The organism is Rhizobium sp. BT03, from assembly GCF_030053155.1.
Taxonomy (GTDB): Bacteria; Pseudomonadota; Alphaproteobacteria; order Rhizobiales; family Rhizobiaceae; genus Rhizobium.
Genome location: NZ_CP125642.1, coordinates 409,811 through 430,449 on the forward strand (window position 1 = coordinate 409,811; position 20,639 = coordinate 430,449).

12 protein-coding genes and 2 pseudogenes are annotated in these 20,639 nt (G+C 59.3%); 13 read left to right on the forward strand and 1 reads right to left on the reverse strand.

Features of this window, described 5'->3' with window-relative positions:
* Positions 1-133 precede the first annotated feature (133 nt).
* From QMO80_RS26680 to QMO80_RS26695, 4 genes are read left to right on the forward strand one after another with little or no spacing between them, the layout of a single operon-like run.
* On the forward strand, positions 134-1,141 hold the full coding sequence (locus tag QMO80_RS26680; protein ID WP_183777946.1) for an ABC transporter permease: 1,008 nt from the start codon (positions 134-136) through the stop codon (positions 1,139-1,141).
* Position 1,142: 1 nt separating this feature from the next.
* Entirely contained in the window at positions 1,143-2,282 is a 1,140-nt protein-coding gene (locus tag QMO80_RS26685) for an ABC transporter permease (protein WP_283200892.1), read from the forward strand.
* A 10-nt stretch (positions 2,283-2,292) separates the two neighbouring features.
* Positions 2,293-3,960: an ABC transporter ATP-binding protein gene (locus QMO80_RS26690; protein ID WP_283200893.1), complete on the forward strand. Its 1,668-nt coding sequence runs from the start codon at positions 2,293-2,295 to the stop codon at positions 3,958-3,960.
* 22 nt (positions 3,961-3,982) lie between these two features.
* Positions 3,983-5,353 carry an alpha-glucosidase/alpha-galactosidase gene (locus tag QMO80_RS26695; protein ID WP_183777949.1) on the forward strand — a complete coding sequence of 457 codons (1,371 nt, stop codon included), beginning with the start codon at positions 3,983-3,985 and terminating at the stop codon, positions 5,351-5,353.
* A gap of 108 nt (positions 5,354-5,461) precedes the next feature.
* On the opposite strand, the pseudogene QMO80_RS26700 reads toward QMO80_RS26695, so the two are convergent.
* A pseudogene (locus tag QMO80_RS26700) lies at positions 5,462-5,750 on the reverse strand (hypothetical protein); the annotation flags it as partial.
* 94 nt (positions 5,751-5,844) lie between these two features.
* Here QMO80_RS26700 and QMO80_RS26705 point away from each other — a divergent pair.
* The 9 genes and pseudogenes from QMO80_RS26705 to QMO80_RS26745 all read left to right on the forward strand — a co-directional run.
* Positions 5,845-6,469 (forward strand): annotated as a pseudogene (locus tag QMO80_RS26705) (RHE_PE00001 family protein); the annotation flags it as partial.
* 242 nt (positions 6,470-6,711) lie between these two features.
* A complete protein-coding gene (locus QMO80_RS26710; protein ID WP_283200894.1) occupies positions 6,712-7,893 on the forward strand; it encodes a dsDNA nuclease domain-containing protein in 1,182 nt (393 codons plus the stop codon).
* The gene (locus QMO80_RS26715) at positions 7,890-8,459 is read left to right on the forward strand and encodes a hypothetical protein (protein ID WP_283200895.1); all 570 of its coding nucleotides are present in this window, start codon (positions 7,890-7,892) and stop codon (positions 8,457-8,459) included. Before QMO80_RS26710 ends, QMO80_RS26715 begins: the two co-directional genes overlap by 4 nt.
* The gene (locus tag QMO80_RS26720; RefSeq protein ID WP_283200896.1) at positions 8,456-10,369 is read left to right on the forward strand and encodes a hypothetical protein; all 1,914 of its coding nucleotides are present in this window, start codon (positions 8,456-8,458) and stop codon (positions 10,367-10,369) included. The genes QMO80_RS26715 and QMO80_RS26720 overlap by 4 nt, the downstream gene beginning before the upstream one ends.
* 142 nt (positions 10,370-10,511) lie before the next feature.
* Complete coding sequence (locus QMO80_RS26725; RefSeq protein ID WP_283200897.1) at positions 10,512-11,042, forward strand: hypothetical protein; 531 nt, start codon at positions 10,512-10,514, stop codon at positions 11,040-11,042.
* Positions 11,039-14,248, forward strand: a complete 3,210-nt coding sequence (locus QMO80_RS26730; RefSeq protein WP_283200898.1) for a DEAD/DEAH box helicase — start codon at positions 11,039-11,041, stop codon at positions 14,246-14,248. The genes QMO80_RS26725 and QMO80_RS26730 overlap by 4 nt, the downstream gene beginning before the upstream one ends.
* Before the next feature lies 1 nt (position 14,249).
* Positions 14,250-17,375: a sacsin N-terminal ATP-binding-like domain-containing protein gene (locus QMO80_RS26735; RefSeq protein WP_283200899.1), complete on the forward strand. Its 3,126-nt coding sequence runs from the start codon at positions 14,250-14,252 to the stop codon at positions 17,373-17,375.
* A 154-nt stretch (positions 17,376-17,529) separates the two neighbouring features.
* Complete coding sequence (locus tag QMO80_RS26740) at positions 17,530-19,491, forward strand: elongation factor G (protein WP_283200900.1); 1,962 nt, start codon at positions 17,530-17,532, stop codon at positions 19,489-19,491.
* 173 nt (positions 19,492-19,664) lie between these two features.
* Positions 19,665-20,381, forward strand: coding sequence for an NmrA family NAD(P)-binding protein (locus QMO80_RS26745; protein ID WP_369685948.1), 717 nt, complete (start codon positions 19,665-19,667; stop codon positions 20,379-20,381).
* The last annotated feature ends 258 nt before the right edge of the window (positions 20,382-20,639 follow it).

The window sequence follows — 20,639 nt, forward strand, 5'->3', positions numbered from 1 at the left end:
GATGCGGCGCGCCGGAGAACTCCCTCCCAGCTGAAATGAACTTCCGGCCGCGCGTGGCGCGCGGCCGGATATGACCAACGAGCCGGCCGCGCCGACAAGGAGCGACTGGCGGCAAGGAAAAGCGGACCGTCCGATGTTACGATTCCTGCTCGTGCGCATAGCCTCCGCGATCCCCGTCCTCTTCATCCTGAGCGTGGTGACCTTCGCGATCATCCAGGCTCCGCCCGGCGACTACGCCGACTATATAAGATCGCAGCTGATCAACCAGGGCGGCGCTTCCTACGCCCAGGCCGACGCCCAGGCACAGGCCTACCGGGTCGAACACGGCCTGGATAAGCCGATGGTCGTGCAATACGTCAACTGGATCGGCGGCATCGTCACCCGCGGCGATTTCGGCTACAGCATGTTCTACAACAAGCCGGTCGCCGATGTCGTTGCCGAGCGGCTGCCGCGCACGCTGCTCTTGGCGCTCGTCTGCCACATCTTCGCTTCCGTGCTCGGCATCGGCTTCGGCATCTGGGCGGCGACCCGCCAATACAGCTGGATCGACAGCACGCTTTCGGCGGTTTCCTTTCTCGGCATGACGGTGCCGCGCTTCCTGATGGCGCTGATCATCGTCTATCTCCTGGTCTTCCAGTTCAACGTGTCGGAGATCGGCAGCTTCTTCTCGCCGCAATATGGCGGGGCGCCCTGGTCGTGGGCGAAATTCGTCGACCTCGTCCACCATGTCTGGCCGGTCGTGGCGATCGCCACCTTCGGCGGGCTCGCCTACAATATGCGGGTGATGCGCGGCAACCTGCTCGATACGCTGAATGCCCAATATGTCGAGACGGCCAGGGCCAAGGGGCTTTCCGGCGGGGCGGTGGTGATGCGCCACGCGGTGCCGAATGCGCTGCACCCGCTGGTGATGTATCAGGGCGTCGTGCTGCCCTACATGCTGACCGGCGAGATCGAGACCGCCATCATCTTTGCGCTACCGACCGTCGGCCCGGCGATCGTCGGCTCGATGGCGATCGGCGACGTCTATGTCACCGCCACCTTCATGTTGGTGCTGTCGGCGACGCTGATCGTCGGCAACATCATCGCCGACATGCTGCTGGCGCTGCTCGACCCGCGTGTCCGCCAATATGAAGGAGCCTGAGATGCTGGCTTTCGACTCCTCGCCGCCACCGCCGACGACGACCGAACCTTCGGTCAGCAAGCCATCGCGCGGGCATGAGAGCTACATCGCCCTGGTCTGGCGCCGGCTCAGGCGCTCGTGGACCGGCATGGCCGGGCTCATCCTCGTCGGCCTGCTGCTGCTCATGGCGATCTTTGCCGATTTCGTTGCGCCGATGGACCCGAAGGCGACCGATGTCGGCTTCGCCCCGCCGCAGGTGATGAGCTTCCACGACAAGGACGGCAATTTCGTCTTCCAGCCGCGCGTCTATGCGCTGTCGGATTCCGAGGAACTCGACCCGGTCACCTTCCAGCCGATCGTCGGTATGGATTACGACAATCCGAGGCTGCTCGGCTTCTTCGTCAAGGGCGCCGAATACAAGCTGTTCGGCCTGATCCCGGCGGAGCGCCACTTCTTCGGCTCGACCGACGGCCAGCCGGTGCATTTCCTCGGCACCGACAAATTCGGCCGCGACGTGCTGTCGCGCGCCATCATCGGCTCGCGCATCTCGCTGATGATCGCGCTGACCGTCGTCTTCATCGTCACGCTGATCGGCACCACGGTCGGCATGGTCTCCGGCTATTTCGGCGGCACATTCGATGTCTGGCTGCAGCGTTTCGTCGAGCTGGTGCTCGCCTTCCCGCAGCTGCCGCTCTACCTGGCGCTGACCTCGCTGATCCCGGTGACGGCGCCGACCAATGTCTTTCTCGCCTTCGTCATTATCGTCATGTCGGCGCTCGGCTGGGCGCAGATGTCGCGCGAGGTGCGCGGCAAGACCCTGGCGCTCGCCCGCATCGATTATGTGAGGGCGGCGATGGCGGTCGGCGCCACCGACCGGCGCATCATCCTGCAGCATATTTTCCCGAATGTGATGAGCCACGTCATCGTCGCGGTGACGCTCGCCATACCGAGCGTCGTGCTTCTCGAATCCTTCCTCGGTTTCTTAGGCTTTGCCGTCAAGCCGCCGCTGATTTCCTGGGGGCTGATGCTGCAGGATACGGCGACCTATTCGGTGATCGGCTCCTATCCCTGGATTCTCTCTCCCGTCGGCTTCGTGCTCGTCACTGTCTTCGCCTTCAATGCGCTGGGCGATGGACTGCGTGACGCAGTCGATCCTTATTGAGGTGATTGATATGGCTCTTTCCCTGGTCAATTCCTTCGCCCCGCCCGTCCGCCACGACCATGACGGCCGCTCGGACACGCCTGTTATCGATGCCCGCAATGTGGCGGTGAATTTCAAGGTCGAGGACGGCATGGTCGAAGCCGTCAAGGACGTCTCCTTCCAGCTCTATCGCGGCGAGACCATCGCCATCGTCGGCGAATCCGGCTCCGGCAAATCGGTGACGGCGCGAACGGTGATGGGGCTTCTGTCGAAGCGCGCCGTCGTCTCCGGCAAATCGACGGTTTCCTATGACGGCAGCAATATCCTCAAATTCTCCGAGCGGGAGCGCCGGAAGCTGCGCGGCGACCGCATCTCGATGATCTTTCAGGAGCCGATGAGCTCGCTGAACCCGATCTATACGATCGGCAGCCAGATCGTCGAGGCGATCCGCGTGCATCGCCGGATGAGCCGCAGGCAAGCGGAACAGCGGGCACTGGAACTGCTCGAACATGTGCAGATCCCCGATCCCGCCGCGCGCATCCGGCAATATCCGCATCAGCTTTCCGGCGGCCAGCGCCAGCGCGTGATGATCGCCATGGCGCTCGCCAACGATCCGGACGTCTTGATCGCCGACGAGCCGACGACGGCGCTCGATGTCACCGTGCAGGCGCAGATCCTCAACCTGATCCGCAACCTGCAGAAGGAAATGGGGATGGCCGTCATCCTCATCACCCACGACCTGACGGTGGTGCGGCAGTTTTCCGATTACGTCTATGTCATGCAGCATGGCGAAGTGCGCGAGCACAACACCACCGAAGCTTTGTTTGCCAATCCGCAGCACGCCTATACAAGGCATCTGCTTGCCTCCGAGCCGCGCGGCGAGGCCAACCCGCTGCCGGCGGGATCGGATGTCATCCTCGACGCCAAGGGCGTGCGCGTCGCCTTCATGCTGCGCCACGGTTCCTTCCTCAAGCCGGCGATGCGCGAGCTTGTCGCCGTCGACAGCCTTGATCTGACGCTGCGCCGTCACGAGACGCTCGGCCTCGTCGGTGAATCCGGCTCCGGCAAGACGACTTTCGGCCAGGCGATCCTGCGGCTGAATACGCCCGACAGCGGCGAGATCCATTTCGACCATCAGCCGATCCACGGGCTTTCCAGAGCCGAGATGCGGCCGCTACGGGCCCGCATGCAGGTGGTGTTCCAGGACCCGTTCTCCTCGCTCAACCCGCGCATGACGATCGGCCAGATCATCGAGGAAGGCCTCGTCGTCAACAAGCTGGGCGCCACCAGGGCCGAACGGCAGGACCGGGTGCGCGAGGCGCTGATATCAGCCGGCATGCCCGGCAATATCCTCTCGCGTTTCCCGCATGAATTTTCCGGCGGCCAGCGCCAGCGCATCGCCATTGCCCGCGCCATCGCGCTGGAGCCGGAATTTATCCTGCTCGACGAGCCGACATCGGCACTCGACCTTTCCGTCCAGGCGCAGATCATTGAACTCTTGCGCAAGCTGCAGGACGAGCGCGGCTTGAGCTACCTCTTCATCTCCCACGACCTCAAGGTCGTCCGGGCCCTCTGCCATCGCGTCATCGTCATGCAGCACGGCAAGATCGTCGAAGAGGGCCCCGTGAACGAAGTTCTCACCCATCCCAAGACCGCCTACACCGAACGGCTCGTCAAAGCCGCTTTCGAGGTAGCATGACTATCGAATGCCGGAGGTTATAATGGCAGCAAATCCCAAGATTACATTCATCGGAGCAGGCTCCACCGTTTTCATGAAGAACATCATCGGCGACGTGTTGCAGCGTCCGGCGCTGTCGGGCGCGACGATCGCGCTGATGGATCTCAACCCGCAGCGGCTTGAGGAAAGCGCTATCGTCGTCAACAAGCTGATCTCGACGCTCGGGGTCAAGGCCAAGGCAGAGACCTATTCCGACCAGCGCAAGGCGCTTGCCGGCGCCGATTTCGTCGTCGTCGCCTTCCAGATCGGCGGCTATGAGCCCTGCACCGTCACCGATTTCGAGGTGCCGAAGAAATACGGGCTGCGCCAGACGATCGCCGATACGCTGGGCGTCGGCGGCATCATGCGGGGCTTACGCACCGTGCCGCATCTCTGGAAGGTCTGCGAGGACATGCTCGCCGTCTGCCCCGAGGCGATCATGCTGCAATATGTCAACCCGATGGCGATCAACACCTGGGCGATATCGGAGAAATACCCCACCATCCGCCAGGTCGGCCTCTGCCACTCAGTGCAGGGCACGGCGATGGAGCTCGCCCACGACCTCGACATTCCCTACGAGGAAATCCGCTACCGCGCCGCCGGCATCAATCACATGGCCTTCTATCTCAAATTCGAGCATCGCCAGGCCGACGGCTCCTACCGCAACCTCTATCCCGATCTGGTGCGCGGCTATCGCGAGGGTAGGGCGCCGAAGCCCGGCTGGAACCCGCGCTGCCCGAACAAGGTGCGTTACGAGATGCTGACGCGGCTCGGCTATTTCGTCACCGAAAGCTCGGAGCATTTCGCCGAATACACGCCCTATTTCATCAAGGAGGGCCGCGACGACCTGATCGAGAAATTCGGCATTCCGCTCGATGAATATCCCAAACGCTGCATCGAGCAGATCGAACGCTGGAAGGGCCAGGCGGAGGCCTATCGCAGCGCCGACAAGATCGAGGTGACGCCCTCGAAGGAATACGCCTCCTCGATCATCAACTCGGTCTGGACCGGCGAGCCCTCGGTGATCTACGGCAACGTCCGCAACAATGGCTGCATCACCTCGCTGCCGGAGAATTGCGCCGCCGAAGTGCCCTGCCTGGTCGACGCCTCCGGCATCCAGCCGACCTTCATCGGCGACCTGCCGCCGCAGCTGACCGCGCTGATCCGCACCAATATCAACGTCCAGGAATTGACGGTGCAGGCGCTGATGACCGAAAATCGCGAGCACATCTACCACGCCGCGATGATGGACCCGCACACCGCAGCCGAACTCGACCTCGACCAGATCTGGTCGCTGGTCGACGACCTGCTCGCCACCCACGGCGACTGGCTGCCGGAATGGGCCCGCACATCCAACAAAGTTAAAGCCGCCTGACCTTTTTCTCCCGGGTTAGGCGTCAAAGAGCCCCGCGGTGTGGCAACGACCGCGGGGCTTTTGCATCGAGGGATGCGCGCCGGCATTCATTTGCCGGAAGTCTAAATCCCCCGACCCATCGAGTTGCTCGTCGTCATCGCCTTCCCAGGGCGAAGGCATCGAGGTGCGATTGGCCGAAGGCACCGGCATCCAACACTTCAATTCCGGCTCGGCATATTCGATGATGTGCCCGGGCGGAGAATCCGACGCGCGCCAGCCTAATTCTGCGAACTGATCGCATGCGACCAATAAGCGAGGTCAACCTCCGCCCCTGCTCGGACGCCCGGATCGTCACCAGGATCCGGCTGCCGTCCTTCGGTGCACTTGCCATCTGGCGCCAGCGATCTGGGTCGTCCATCGATTTTCCTCCTGCCTTGCTGCTGGGGCGAGTGTTGCCTCGTCGTCGGAGGTGGTCAACTCAAACTTTGTGGGAGCCGTCATCTATCGCGGCAGAGCTAGCGGCGATCGACGCGGTACTCGCCCGTTCTGACGCCGCTATCGCCGAGGCCCAGACGCCCGAGCGCCTCGGCAGGATTGACAAGGATCCGCTCGTTTATGATCTCGACTGGGACAGGATGAACGCCTTGCTGAATGGCGCACGACAGTCGGTGAGACTGAAGGCTTGCCGCCAGTGCTGCGAGCGATCATCGCCCTCGACGCCTGGAGCGTGCTGCAGGTCCTGCGGCACGCGCCGTGGTTTGGCCGGCTGCTCATCTCGCCGGGTTCAATCTCGGCCTCAAATCAATATCTGTGGATCGTCGCCGACATCGCCACCGAGACACGCGCCTTGCCGCTATCCTTGGTGGCCTCGCCGCGGCTGCCGAACTTGGCCTCAGAGAGCATGATCGGTTGTCGCTGCTGCGGCAAATGATGGAACGGCGGCTGGCCGGCTGGCGGGCGTCGTCAAAGCTGCCGGCCCTCGTCGAGCTCGTCATGTGCCGGCCACTGGTGTCGGCCGGGCATGGTCTCCGAAACCCTTGACGTGACACCGCAGGCGGCGCTCCGGATGGTCGGCGAGCTTGGGCTCAGGGAGTGACCGGGAGGGGGAGGTTTCGGGCGTGGGGGGCCTTTAGATAAGATGCAATTTCAATTGAGCGTCTCCGAGGAGATCACACGGTAAGTAAAATCGTGTTCCCGATAAAAATCACTTGATGGTTGCATAGCTGTAAAATAGTAGATGTACTTTGAGGGGACGCAATGAGGAAGCTGAGAAAAACAATGTTGCCGTATGCGGCAATTGGTGACGACTTGTGCGCGTGCATGAATCACGCCACCGTTGCAACTGATCTCAAACCTTCACTTGCTCTAATTTTCTGGCCATGAGCGAGGTGGTTACAGAAATTGGTCCATCAGAGGCGTCTTGGCCATCGATTGATGACGCGAAGCCTGATGAAGAAGGGGGGCCCGTAGCTCGGACTGGTTTCAATTATCAAGACGAGATCGCTGTCGGCTTCCTTATCGAAATGCTGGAGCAACCGGAACTACTAAAGGTTCATTGCGAAACTCACGACGACATCGTGTTAATTCGCCAGGCAAACGGTGTTGCCCATCGAACTGCCGAGTATGTCCAGGTTAAAGCGAGCGAACAGGACAAACTTTGGTCCGTAGCCGATCTCTGCCAACGTAAGAAGACCAAGGTGGGTTCCTCCATCTTCGAGATTTCTCTTTCACGAGACAAGCATGAAGAGACTTCATTGTTTAGGTTGGTCACGCTGCGACCTGTAGTCACCGCCTTGGAACCTCTGACGTATGCATTAGAACCCCCCGGCCGATCCCTGGATTCCCAAGGAGTAATGGCTCTTTCCACCGAGCTTGAGTCCCGCTTTCCCGGCGTTTGCTCGCCAAAGGGGAATGGAGCGCGCTTCTGGGTCCAGAATTGCACATGGGATCAGCGGCACAGCGAGGAAGCTGTTCGGAAAGATAATCTTCTCCGACTGATCCGATTGAGCGTGCGAGAGGGGCGTCCGCTGCTCGTTGAGCCGGCCGAAGTTCTATTGCTCGAGCTGCGGTCGATCGCAAAGACTGCCGGGGATGCCAAATGGCAACCTGATCGCGACAAAAAGATAGTCTCACGACAGCAGCTTCGCGCTTGGTGGGATAGGCGAACTAGAGAGCTCATAGACGGTGCGGCGTCAACCTCGGGCGGGAAGCTTTCTACGAAAATGGAGGAAGCAGGACTGCCCGACGAGCTCGTCGGGCTGGCGCTTGAGATGCGGAGAGCATATGCGTCCGAAATCCGGGTTGCTCGTTATTTGGAACCCAGCGAGGCAGAACGTCTGCAACAGCGAGTCCAGTCTGAGGTCGTCTCCCTTCGTGCGCGCTTCATCGCCGGCCAAGTCGATTTAGATCCGCTTGGATTCCACGCGCTCTGCCTGGATCATATGGACGCGATCAACGCCGAGAGACCTGCAGTAAGCGAGGACCGATCAGCTTTTCTGAAAGGCTGCATGTACGACATCGCGGATCGATGCCTTCTTAGATTCACGAGGCGCGCGATATGAAGTCGATCAACCGACTCGGTACCCAGGCGATGAGTCTACCGCTATCAGCGGATGACATTGTGGAGTTTCATGCCGCTCGTCTGCTGCTGTTGATGCACCTCTGCGGTGTCAACGGCCGAATCGACGGGCTCACAAAAATGGCTAAGCTTGACTTCTTTGCGCGCTACCCGGATTTTTTCGATGTTGCTCGAGCTGCCGTTACGTCTTCGGGCCCTACGACCGAGCCAGATGTGTCTGCTGGCGAAAGCGTAGAATCGGCAATGGTGCGTCATCACTATGGTCCCTGGGACAGGCGCTATTATCATGTTCTTGCACATCTCGAGGCCAAGCGCTTGATCACAGTGACCAAGGATGGAAAATCATACCGGATCGCTCTCACGGATTTGGGCCGGGAGCGATCAAAGACCCTCGCATCTCGCCCTTCGTTTGCGCCACTGGTTGAGAGGATGAGGCAAGTTAAGAAGACTTTTGGCGGAAAAACCGGCACCTTCCTCAAGGATCTGATTTATCGACTGTTCGACGCAGAGGTCGGTCGGCGCCCCATGGGAGAGAAGATTAGTCGATGATAAAGGAATGTCTTTCGATCTCTCGCCTTGAACGCCGTCATACTAATGGAAATGTCGAAGAGCTGATATTCCATAAAGGCGTGAATCTGCTGGTCGGGCGACCAAACACCGGTAAAACAAAATGGCTGCAAACACTTGATTTTCTTCTCGGCGATCCAGGTGAAAATCCATTTGAAGGCGCTGAAGAGGCGGGCCTAGCAGAAAAATACGATGCAGCGGGCGCTCAGCTCTTGCTTGGCGACGAGGAGGTCCGCATCGAACGCCGATGGCGGGAGCAAGGCGCCAAGACGAAAGTCTTTGTAAACGGCGAAGGAATGCCTGCTCGCGAATTTCAGCAATGGCTGATGCAGCGCCTTGAGATACCGCTCCTCAATTTTCCCAAAGGAAATCCGATGTCAGGCCAAACCTGGCCGGAGTTAAGTTTTCGCATGCTACTGCGCCATATCTATCGCCAACAACGGTTCTGGGGAGGACTCGCTGATCAGCAGCCAGACGGCGAGCAACATGCTTGTTTGCTGCAGTTTTTGGGACTCGCTGAGCGGATATATACTCCTGAATACGGCCGGTTGATCGGGCTGAAATTAGAGATCGAACGACTGAAGGCCCGACGGGAGCAGTATGGTCACACGCTTGATGACCTTGCGCAGGAGGTGCTTGCTCAGGCTGGTGTCACTGTGAGTGTCACACCGACGACGATTAAAGTGGCACAGGACGGCCTAGCTGCGGAGACGCAACTATTGCGTGAACGTCGCAACAAGATTCTCTCAGAGGGTGGAGAAAGCGCAGTCGGGGAAAAAGAGCGCGGGCACATTGCCGAGCTGAGTGAAAAACGCGCCGAAATGTTGGCGCGCCTAGAGGTAGGGCGACGAAAACTCAGCGCCATTTCCGAGCGCATTGAAGAGCTGCGCCGATACCGTATCGATCTATCCGATGAGCTCGATCGCATCGTTCGTGCAGAAGACGCGGGTGAAGTCCTGGCAGACTTGCGAATTACACATTGCCCAGCATGCGATCAGTCAATTTCGAAGAAATCAGGCGATCCCTATCATTGTTTTTTATGCCACCAGAACCTTCCAGACGAGCCGGTAATTGAGGAACTTGGTTCTGTGCGCCTACAATTTGAAAGGGACCGGTTGTCGGGTGAGTTGAAGGAGGCAGATGAACTGCTGGATGTGCTCCGCCGGGAGTACCAAATGCTCGCGAAGGAAACGGCGGCCATTGACGACAGTTTTCGCTCAATAGAAAACGAACTCGTCCCCGCACGGCAAGCTGTTGCAGCATTTGTGCAGGAGGAGATTAGTGCGGTCGACGTTGCGCTGGGGCAAGCAAGCGAGCGTGAGCGGCAGATCCGGAGAATCGCGAGCGCGCATGAGCTCGGTAAAGATCTCACCAGGCAAATAGCAGAAAAAGAATCGCTCATTGAACCTCTACAGTCAAAGCACGATGAACTCGCGCGGGCTACTGACTTTGAGGCCGCGGCGGCCCTACTTGAAGACGGCATGAATGCGTACCTCAATGCAATCAACGCACTTCGGCCGGGGGTGTGGCGCCATAGTCCGGTCAACATCAATCTGTCTCGATCAAGTTTTACGGTCAGAGTGGGAGCCCGCCGTTGGAGTGTTGCACTCGGAGGCACCGATACCCTTTATTTTTTGATGGCGTATCACTATGGGCTGCTATCTCTAAGCAGCAAGCTCGGCTGTCACTACCCTGGTTTAGCGGTCATCGATGTACCTGGGGAATTTTCTGGGGAAGCGGTCGAGGATAAGGAGAACTTCATAGTCCAACCGTTCATCGCACTCCTGAATCAAGATGAATATGCCGACTGCCAACTAATTATGACAGGAGCATCATTCTCCGGTTTGGACGGAGCGCATTTTCAAAAGTTGACACATGTCCATGTTGCGTAATCTGGGAATTTTTGCCTCACCGGAGCGTTCGCTGATCCTCTGGTTGAAAGAGGTGCCCAGACCGCATTGAAAAATAATTCGTCCTGTCTTCCCATTTTGCCGTCCATCCCCGCAAAGTAGTGGAAAGGGTGCAGCAGGTTTCATGGCAGACGAGGTCGAACATCTTTCATTGGTGGAAGTAGGGCGGTTGCTCAGCCGTCAGCGGCAAGCTGACTTACTGAGATTGGCTGCTCTTGCCGAGACGTGGGCCCGTGCCGCGCCTCGTCGCGAAGCGTCCGACTTGCTCAACGAGGCACTCGCTCGAATTCTTTCTGGTGACAGGCCGTGGCCCGCCAATGTTTCGCTTCACGCCTTCCTCTCCCAGGTGATGCGAAGCATTGCAAGTCAATGGCGGCACGAAGATATGCGCGAACCGCTTGCCGCCGATCAGGATAGCCAGCTTAGTGATAGCACCATTGAAGACGGCTTCGAGTTTGTTGACCTCGTCCAGCGCATGCGCGCAACACTCCTTGCTGATTATCTGGCGCTTGGCATTTTCGATCACATCATGGCCCAGACAAGCCGAAAGCAAGCATGTGATCTACTTGGCCTCGATACCACCGGCTACGATACAGCGCGCCGCCGCATGACCCGAGTTCTCAGGCGCCAATTCAAACCAGGATGGATCAAATGACGAACGGCCCCGACACCGATCAGATCCTCGCGCTGATTGCGGAGAGCATCCTCGAAGCAAGCGACCAAGAAATAATCGAAGCCGCTCGCTCGCACGGCGTTGATGTAGGCGCACTGGAGAGGAAGGTGCGAGAAATCATCGCGATCCGCGTCGCAGCGATTCAGCCAACACGATCGCTGCAAATCGGGGAGACTGTAGCGTTGCGATCCGATCCAACACGGATCGGCGTCATTACCGGCATTACGCCTAGCAATCGGGAAACACGGCTCAATGTGTTCATCGATGGGCGTCTTGAGACGCTCTATCTGAGCCAGGTTGTACGCGCCGACCTCACGCCGGGTGCCGTCCGTGCGACTCTGAGTGAGTTTCACGCGCGTCTCACGGCCCTCCAGTTGGCCGAGCCGAGCATTGCGAACTTATACTCATTGCAGGCAGGCCGCATCGATTTCATCCCCTACCAGTTTCGGCCGGTGCTGAAATTCATCCGTGCCGATCGTCCGAGATTGCTGGTCGCTGATGAAGTCGGCGTGGGCAAGACAATCGAAGCTGGCCTCTTGCTCCGGGAGCTGCAGGCACGACGGCCGCTACGTTCAGTGCTTGTCGTCTGCTCAAAGGCACTCGTGGCGGAAGAGAAGTGGCATCGAGAGATGCGACGATTTGATGAGGAATTCGTGACGGTCGGTAGCGACGAACTCCGATATTGCCTTGATCAGAGCGATCTCGAAGGCGAGTGGCCGGATCGTTATTCGCGCGCCATCTTGCCCTTCTCGCTTGTCAATGAAAAGTTACTGCAAGGCTACCCCTCGCGGGGCGGCGGCCGCGGCCCCGGCCTCAGCACACTCGACACGCCGCCACGATTCGACCTGCTAATAGTGGATGAGGCCCATAACGCCCGCAACACGGACACGAGCTTGCATCAGGGCCTTCGCATCCTCGCCGACAATGCCGAGGCTGTCGTATTGATCACCGCCACTCCCGTTCAGCTGGGGACAGGAGACCTGTTCTCGCTGCTCAACCTGTTGAGACCCGATCTCGTCATCGACCGCCCAACATTCGAGCGGATGGCCCAGCCGAACGAAGCCATCAACGCAGCAATCGCGACAATCCGCGGCGCAGCTCCCGGATGGCAGGATGCTGCGATCGTACAGCTTAATGAAGCCGCGAGCACCGACTGGGGCCGGGTTATGCTTGCGCCGTCGCCAGAATATCGCAATCTTGTCGCGGCGACACGTGGTGCCTCAAGCGATGATGACCGCGTCCGTCTCATCAGGCCAGCGGAGGCGCTTCACAGCTTCGCATCGATGATCAGCCGCACGCGGCGGCGCGATATCGGCAACTTCACTAGTCGAAAAGCGCGCACTGTCGAAGTGCCTTTCACGCCCGAGCAGCAGGCCGTTCATGACGATCTACTCGCCCTTCAGCGCGCCATCTATCTGCGAACGCACGGCGCAGGCCCGCTTGGCTTCCTGATGACAACAATACGTCGGCAGGCTGCAAGTTCGTTGCACGGGCTAGTCCCTTTCCTCGAAGATATCTTAACGCGACGTCTTAGCGACCTGGAACTCGTCGAGATGGAAGAGGAAGCGCTCGATCATGGTGAGGGCGAAATCGACGCTATCCGCGAGGAGATTGCGGCGATCGTCGAACGCGCACGCGGGTTGCCGCGCGATGATCCTAAACTGGCGGCGCTCATTGACATCGTCACTCAGAAAGGCGGCATGGCCAACCGCCGTTTGCTTGTTTTCAGTTCATTCCGACATACGCTGTTCTATCTGGACAAAGCGTTGCGCGCGTGTGGAGTGCGCGTGGGGCTTATTCATGGTGGGATAGTCGACGACGACCGTCGTGCTCTACGCAAGGCCTTCGCCCTTCCGCCGGAGCATCCCGACGCTGTCGACATTCTTCTTTCGTCCGAAGTTGGTTCGGAGGGGCTCGACTTTCAGTTTTGCGATGCGCTCGTAAACTTCGATATCCCTTGGAACCCGATGCGCATCGAGCAGCGTATCGGTCGCATCGATCGCTACGGCCAGACTAGCCAGACGGTGGCGATCTATAATTTTGTGACCCCGGGTACCGTTGACTTCGACATCTTCCAACGCTGTTTGCTGCGTATTGGCGTTTTCGAACGTGCAATCGGCGGCAGCGAGGCGATCCTGGGCGAAATCGCCGGTCGACTTCAGGCAGTGGCCGATGACTTTCTGTTGACTGATGTTGAGCGCCAGGCCCGCCTGCAGCAACTCGCCGACAATGAGATCCGCCAAATCATTGAGGCAGACGCACTTGAGGAGCGCGAGGCCGAACTGTTCGGCGTACGTATCGAGCGCACGCGCATGAATGATGAGATCGCCGAGGCCTCAAGCCGCTGGTTGGAGCCGGTCGCGATTGAACGGCTGGTCGGCCTCCACCTAGAGCGCGAGCTGGACGTTGGCCGCAACCCGATCAGTGGACAGGGTCCCGTGAAAAGTCTCCGCCTCGCAGCGGACGCCCGCCGACGCCTTGTCCCACCACGAGCGCGTGGTACCCGACTTAGCCTTGCGGATCGGGAGTGGGAAACATGGCTGCGCGGTGACCAACAAACGCTTGCTTTAACCTTCGATCGCGAAGCTGCCAACGAGGACCGTTCGCTAGCTTTCATCACGCCCGTACACCCTCTCACTCAGGCAGCCGCGCGGTCATTCGCCGGCGACGAGGAAGTGGTGGTGACGCTACGCGTGAAAGACCCGACACTTCCTCTCGGGGATCACGCCTTTGCAATCTACCAATGGCAGATGCGCGGACTTCGCGAGGATGCGATGCTTGTGCCCGTTGTCGAGGATTCGACTGTCGGCGCTGCGTTTATGGATGTGTTCGCGACAGCGATTGATGCTTCCGACGTGGCACCCCCCGATAGTGCTACGATCGAAGGGCTCGAAAGCTGGCATCATGAGCTTTGGACCCGACGGCGTGCCGCACACGTTGCCGAGGCGGGCGAGATCGCGCGATTTCGGCGCGACAGCTTGGCGGCCAGCCATAGAGCCCGTGTCGCAATTTTAGAGGAACAACTCGCGGCCGCGTCCGAAGATCGCATCCGACGGATGCGCGCCGGCCAGCTCGCCCGCGCCAACGCAGACCATCAGGAGGCACTTGAGGGCCTCATGGCCGCGGAGCGGCGTGCCGATATCCTTCCCCGCCGCGTCGCCTCGGGCACGCTCAGAGTGGAGCATTGACATGGGAACCTCATTTCACGGTTGGCTTAACGATCTGCGCGCGAGGCGCGAACGGTGGGTGGCGGCGAACCACGAGAACAACTTCGATCGCGGCATCTGGAACGCGACTGTCGACAAATATGCCGACCCCAGCCATTTCATCTTCGAACTGCTACAGAATGCTGAGGATGCCGGAGCGAGTTGGGTCCGGTTCGTGCTAGAGCCGACCCGTATAGTGTTTGAGCACGATGGTAGGCCTTTCGACCGCGACGATATCGAGGGAATCACCGGTATCGGGAATACGACAAAGCTGGATGATGGGCACAAGATCGGTTGTTTTGGCATCGGATTCAAGTCGGTATACGTCGTGACCGAGCGCCCTGAGATCCACTCATTTATCGAAGATGAGCCATTGGCCTTTGCGATTGAGAATCTCGTAGTTCCGCGGCTCGTTAAATCGGATCATGCTGAGGCCAAAACGAAAATCGTCCTGCCGTTGCGCACCGATCGCGCCGAACTCGCGCTGACACGCGCTCGCGAGGGTCTTACAGCCTCAGGCGCCCGTTCTCTTCTATTCTTGCGGAATATCAAACGGCTCGAATGGACCGATGGAGCGCGTAAGGGGACTGCAGAGGTCACTGACTCCGATGGATCGGTACGTTCGATCCGCTCTCAAATGCCGGACGGGACCAATCAGCTCGATCGCTTCCTGATCCTAGCGCGCGCCGTCGAACACCGAGAGGGCCGCAAGCAATATGAAGTTAAGGCCGCGTTCCGAATCAACAGCGCCGGCGATTTGATCGCCGAGGAGGCTCCAACGCGACTTATGGTGTTTTTCGAGACCGAAGAAGTAACCGGCCTCCATTTCGCCATTCATGGTCCGTTCCAGCTCACCGACAACCGCGGTAATATTAAACGCGAAGATAATTGGAATGCCGTACTGATCAATGAAATCGCTGGCATGATTGCAGATGCGCTTCCTTCGTTACGTGACCGTGGGATGCTCAAGCGCGCCGCTCTCGGTCTCTTACCCAATGCTTCGGATGAACTGCCCACAACGTTCACACCAATCCTCGCTGCGATTGTCGCCAAGTTCGCTGGCGAGGAGCTAATCCCCGTCCATGGCGGCGGCTTTGCGACGACAATGAATGGCATTCGAGGGCCGGCCGACCTTCGGGATCTCTTAGGGGAAGTTGGCCTAGCAGAATTTTGTCAAAAGCCGGATCGTCGCTGGGTTATCGCCGCGCCGAAGAACAGTCGCGTGGATGCATTCATTAACACGTTAAAATTATACGAATTCGGCTACTCGGAGTTCTTTTCATCGTTCCGGCATGTGCTGGGCGATCAGAGCCTCTTCGGCGATAGAGACAAGCGTTGGCGTGAGCGGGGCCTTAAATGGTTCAACGCATTACCTGACGAGCAACTCCAACATTTCTATCTCGCATTGGAAGCCGCATGGAAGGCCCAAAAGCCCTCAGTCAACATCTCTGACCTGCAATTTGTCAGACTTGAGGATGGCCGTCGCCATTCCCCGCGACACGCGGTTTTCGCGCCAATCGATAGCGACCTAGACCCTGAAACCGAACAGGGTGAGCTGTATCTCGTCAAAAAGGCCTTGATCAGGCTCGGCCGCGGTCGAGGCAAGGATGTCGAGGAATTCCTGCGGCGAACGGGCGTTCGCGACCTTGATGAGCGGGCCTTTCTCACCGCAATAATTCGGACCAAATATAAGAGTGACGGACAGCAGCCCAATCGCGAGCAGCATCTCCAGCATATGCGTCGTTTCCTTCGTTGGTGGAAGGAGACATCGGAGGTCAGCCTCTTCAACGGCGTACCGTTCCTTCGCGCTGGAGCGGACGCCACTTACAAGGTTCCCGGCAACGTATACCTTGGACCGCCCTACCTCGAGTCGGGCTTGCAAAGCATCTATAATGACCAAATCGCGGGTCGGGATAAGGTAGCGCTGTGGGAGGGATATAAATCGCTCCCTCGGAAAGACTTTCTGGCGTTCCTGGAGAAATGTGGGGTCGAGAGCCGACTTGTAGTATGGTCGTCCTCTATTCCCTACAGCCATCCCAATTCAAGTGAACTTCGATACAACTGGGGAGCAGCTCGTTTTACTGGAACGGGTGTTAATACTGACTATCGCATCGATCAGCTTCCGGAGATGCTCGCACGGCAAGATCCAGCCATTTCAAGATTAGTATGGGATGCGGCGAACCGCGTCGGGGCATCAACGATGGTTGCCAGCTTCTCGCCTAACCAGACCTACGCTGCGCGTAAGCGGCCTTCGTCGCTTGCGATCGGGCTGCGGGACGCTGCGTGGATCCCGACCAAAGACGGGCGCCTCCGTAAGCCGAATGAGATCACCCAGTCTGACCTAGCAAAGGGCTACACGGTCGGCGGAAACGAAGAATGGCTGCGAGCTATTGGTTTCGGAGAGCAGGATCGTCAACGTAATGAGCAAACCAGGGCACGCCGTCAGGCTGCAGAACTTATTGGTCTTCCGTCCGAACTTGTCGATCAGCTGGGCAATCTTTCCCCGGATGCCTTGGCAGCCTTCAGCGCAGAGATGATCCGAAATATTAACAGCCGATCGTACGAGCCGGTCGAGTTTCCGAACCGGGAAGCGGGCAATCCTGGGCGAAGGGCCGAACGGCTTGGAGTCCGCGCGCAAGCGGCGCCACATAAGACCTTTGAGGTCCGCGCGCGCAGCGTGCGCACTAACGACATGGAAAGCAGAAAGCTGGCGCGGACATATCTAGAAGACCATTACACGAATCCTGCCGGCGATATGGTATGCCAAGGATGTCACGGAAAAATGCCATTCTATCTTGCTGATGGCGCACCCTATTTCGAGGCGGTGGAGTGTCTTGACTCACTTGAGAGAGAGCACGCAGAGAACCATCTCGCGTTGTGTCCGATTTGTGCTGCAAAGTGGCGCCATGCTAACCCCATCAATGATGGTGATTTGCGTGCGAGAATAGGCGCGGCAGCATTGCCGGAAATCATAGTTGAGCTCGCGGGTGAACCCTCTAAGATTCGGTTCACTCAAATGCATCTTGAAGACCTCCGTACAGTTGCGCGCATCGGCCTGCCGGGCTCCGTGCCGGCAACCGAAGCATCTCAGGCATTGTCCGGCAGTTGATTGGTGCGGGAACGGTTCACGGCTGAAGCATGTCGACCGCTGGGTGGAAGTCTAGGTCAAAGCGTTGTGAAACTGAACACCTCTGGCGCCTTGCAGCGGTTCAGGGCATCCTATGGCGGCTGAAAATTGTGTTATGGCAGTTGGAGGAATGCCGATGCGCTGCTTTACCGTGCTTGGACCTTCGCAGACCGGAAAATCGACAGTCGTGGAAAAGCTCGGTTCGCTGGAGGGGACGCCGAGAAAATCCAGCTCCCCTTATGGATTGAACCTCACTGAATTCACCTTCGGAAACGAGGCGTGGTGTGCGCTGGATGCGCCAGGACCCAACGAAGCGTTGGCGCATGCGCAGCACGCGCTTCTTGCCAGCGACGCCTGCATATTGTGCGTTTCATCGGCACCCGAGGAGGCTGTGCTCGCCGCGCCCTATCTCAGGATCGTCGAAGCCTCGGGGACGCCTTGCATCCTCTTCGTCAATCGGATGGACGAACCGAGAGGGCGGTTGAGGGACGTGATCGCCGCGCTTCAAGACTACGCCAGCCACACCCTTTTGCTTCGCCAGATCCCGATCCGCGAGGGGGACAGGATCATTGGCAGTTGCGATCTGATTTCGGAACGGGCGTGGCGCTACCGGGAAGGCCAGACTTCGGCGCTGATCGCAATCCCCGAAAGCACTGCCGAACGTGAGCATGAAGCGCGCACCGAGCTCCTGGAACACCTGTCCGAATTCGATGACTGGCTTCTCGAGGAACTGATCGAGGACCGCGAGCCATCCAGCGACGCGCTCTATGCCATTTCATCACGGGTTCTCAGGGAAAACAGAATTATCCCGGTGCTGATCGGTGCTGCAAGTCACGGCAACGGCATGATGAGGTTGATGAAGGCGCTGCGCCACGAGGCGCCGCCGGTCGGGATCCTCAGGCAGCGTCTCGCGCAGACGGCAACTGTCGATGAAGGCAAGCTGGCGGCCGTGAGCTTCCATGCCTATCATCGCCAGAATGTCGGCAAGACGGTGCTCGTGCGCGCACTTGGCGAGGGACTGCGGCAAGGCGCATCACTCGGCGGTTCCAGCCTCGGCGCCGTCCAAAATCTCGCAAACGGGCGGTCCAATTCGGCGGTTCTGCCGGCGCCGGGGGATGTCTTCGCGACTGTTAAGTCCGACCATCTGCGCGTCCCTTCGCTCTTGATCCCCGGCGCGGTGATCGCCCCGCCCGAGTGGACGGAACCACCGACGCCGATGCTTGAAAGGATTCTGGTTCCGGGCAGCGAGCGCGATGAAAACAAGCTTTCCGAAACACTGGCGAAACTGTCCGAGACGGATCGCGGCCTGAAAGTGTTGCAGGAGGAAGGCACGGGCGCTCAACTCGTCCGCGCCCAAGGGCCGGTGCATCTGCGTGATCTCTGCCGAACGCTGGCGGAAGTCTTTCACATCTCCGTGACCGACCGGACGCCCAGCCCGATCTACCGCGAGACGATCGCCAAACCATCTGAGGTTCATTACCGCCATCGCAAACAGACCGGCGGCGCCGGGCAATTCGCGGATGTGAAGTTGAGCATTCACCCCAACGAGCGCGGCCAGGGCTTCACCTTTGGCGAAACCGTCAAGGGCGGCGCCGTTCCGCGCAATTACTTCCCCGCCGTCGAAGCGGGGGCGCGCGAAGCGATGGAGAAAGGACCGCTGGGCTTCGAAGTCATCGATGTCGGCGTAACGCTGCTGGATGGTCAGCACCATACCGTCGACAGTTCGGAACACGCCTTCCGGACGGCGTCGAAAATGGGGGTGCGACAGGCGTTTTCCGAAGGATCGCCCGTCTTGATGCAGCCGGTCTTCCGCACGGAGTTCCACATCCCGTCGGTCTATTCAGGCAGCCTTGTCCAGATCGTCGCCGGTCTCAATGGCCAGGTTCTCGGCTTCGACCGGGATGAAACCGCCAAGGGTTGGGACATCTTCCGCGCGCTCGTTCCGGGCGGCGCACTTGAAGATCTGGCGCGGTCGCTGCGCTCGGCGACGCAGGGCATCGGTTATTTTTCCAAGACCTTCGATCACTTCGAGGAACTATACGGCAAGGAAGCGGACGCCATTGTGAGGGCAAAGGAGAAACCAGGCACCGCCCACTGAAACCTTCGCGCCACTTCATGCTCGTTTCCAGAGCCGGCGGATTTGTTCACCTGGTAATGCGTGCCTAAGGTTCGATTCCTTTCAAGGTGCTCAAGCACTTTCGGATCCAACCCTGCAGCAGGAACCTTCGAAGGGGGCGAAACGTTATGCGCCTCATTGCTGGAGACTGGCTAATGTACATCGTTGTTGGCGGGACAGGCCACGTCGGTTCCGCCGTGGCAAAGACACTGCTCGATGAAGGCGAGGCCGTTACCATCGTCACGCGACACCGTGAGAAGGCCGGCGCATGGCAACGGCGGGGCGCGGAGGTCGCCGTCGCCGGCGTCCACGACGTCGCCTCGCTGCGTGAGGTGTTCCGCCGCGGAAAGCGGGCCTTCCTACTGAACCCGAACGCTGACATCTCGAGCGATACGGATCGGGAGGAACGCGAGACCGTGCGCTGCCTGCTTGAGGCTATCGAAGGGTCCGGACTGGAGAAGGTCGTGGCGCAATCAACCTTGGGCGCCCAGCCGGGCAAGCAATGCGGCGATCTCAACGTCCTTTACGACCTGGAAGTGGGCCTGAGGAACCAGCCGATTCCTGCCAGTGTCATCCGCGCAGCCTACTACTACAGCAATTGGGATACGATGTTGGAACCTGTCAAGGACGGGGCGCTGTCGACCATGCTCCCCGCCGACCTCAAGCTCCCGATGGTCGCGCCGGAGGATCTGGGAAGGGTGGCGGCGCGGCTCCTGCAGGCGCCGATCGAACAGATCGGCGTATACCCCGTCGAGGGGCCGGAACGGAACTCCCCCAACGATGTCGCCGCGGCCTTCGCCGCCGCCCTCGGCCGGGCGGTTCGCGTCGATGTGATCCCGCGCGAAACTGGGAAGACGCATACCGCAGCTTAGGCTTCTCCGACGCGGCGGCTTACTCATATGCAAGGATGACGGCTCTCACCGCTGACGGCCCCGAATACCCCGAGGATCCAATTCGAGGATCGATCTCGCTCCAGACCTACATAGGTAAGCTCGTCGCGGCGCATCGCGACGCGTCCTGATGGCCGAAAGGGAAAGCGAGCCCGCAAGGGAACCCTTCAAAAGGAAGGAACACAGAGTTTCGATTTCAGCATGAAAGGAAGATTATGCGGAGCTGCGCGAGAAGGCGCC

Bases quoted from the DNA above. Each gene is read 5' to 3' on its own strand.
- QMO80_RS26690 (WP_283200893.1), top strand. From the start codon at position 2,293: ATGGCTCTTTCCCTGGTCAATTCCTTCGCCCCGCCCGTCCGCCACGAC.
- QMO80_RS26735 (WP_283200899.1), top strand. From the start codon at position 14,250: ATGGGAACCTCATTTCACGGTTGGCTTAACGATCTGCGCGCGAGGCGC.
- QMO80_RS26685 (WP_283200892.1), top strand. From the start codon at position 1,143: ATGCTGGCTTTCGACTCCTCGCCGCCACCGCCGACGACGACCGAACCT.
- QMO80_RS26695 (WP_183777949.1), top strand. From the start codon at position 3,983: ATGGCAGCAAATCCCAAGATTACATTCATCGGAGCAGGCTCCACCGTT.
- QMO80_RS26725 (WP_283200897.1), top strand. From the start codon at position 10,512: ATGGCAGACGAGGTCGAACATCTTTCATTGGTGGAAGTAGGGCGGTTG.
- QMO80_RS26745 (WP_369685948.1), top strand. From the start codon at position 19,665: ATGTACATCGTTGTTGGCGGGACAGGCCACGTCGGTTCCGCCGTGGCA.
- QMO80_RS26680 (WP_183777946.1), top strand. From the start codon at position 134: ATGTTACGATTCCTGCTCGTGCGCATAGCCTCCGCGATCCCCGTCCTC.
- QMO80_RS26730 (WP_283200898.1), top strand. From the start codon at position 11,039: ATGACGAACGGCCCCGACACCGATCAGATCCTCGCGCTGATTGCGGAG.
- QMO80_RS26720 (WP_283200896.1), top strand. From the start codon at position 8,456: ATGATAAAGGAATGTCTTTCGATCTCTCGCCTTGAACGCCGTCATACT.
- QMO80_RS26710 (WP_283200894.1), top strand. From the start codon at position 6,712: ATGAGCGAGGTGGTTACAGAAATTGGTCCATCAGAGGCGTCTTGGCCA.
- QMO80_RS26740 (WP_283200900.1), top strand. From the start codon at position 17,530: ATGCGCTGCTTTACCGTGCTTGGACCTTCGCAGACCGGAAAATCGACA.
- QMO80_RS26715 (WP_283200895.1), top strand. From the start codon at position 7,890: ATGAAGTCGATCAACCGACTCGGTACCCAGGCGATGAGTCTACCGCTA.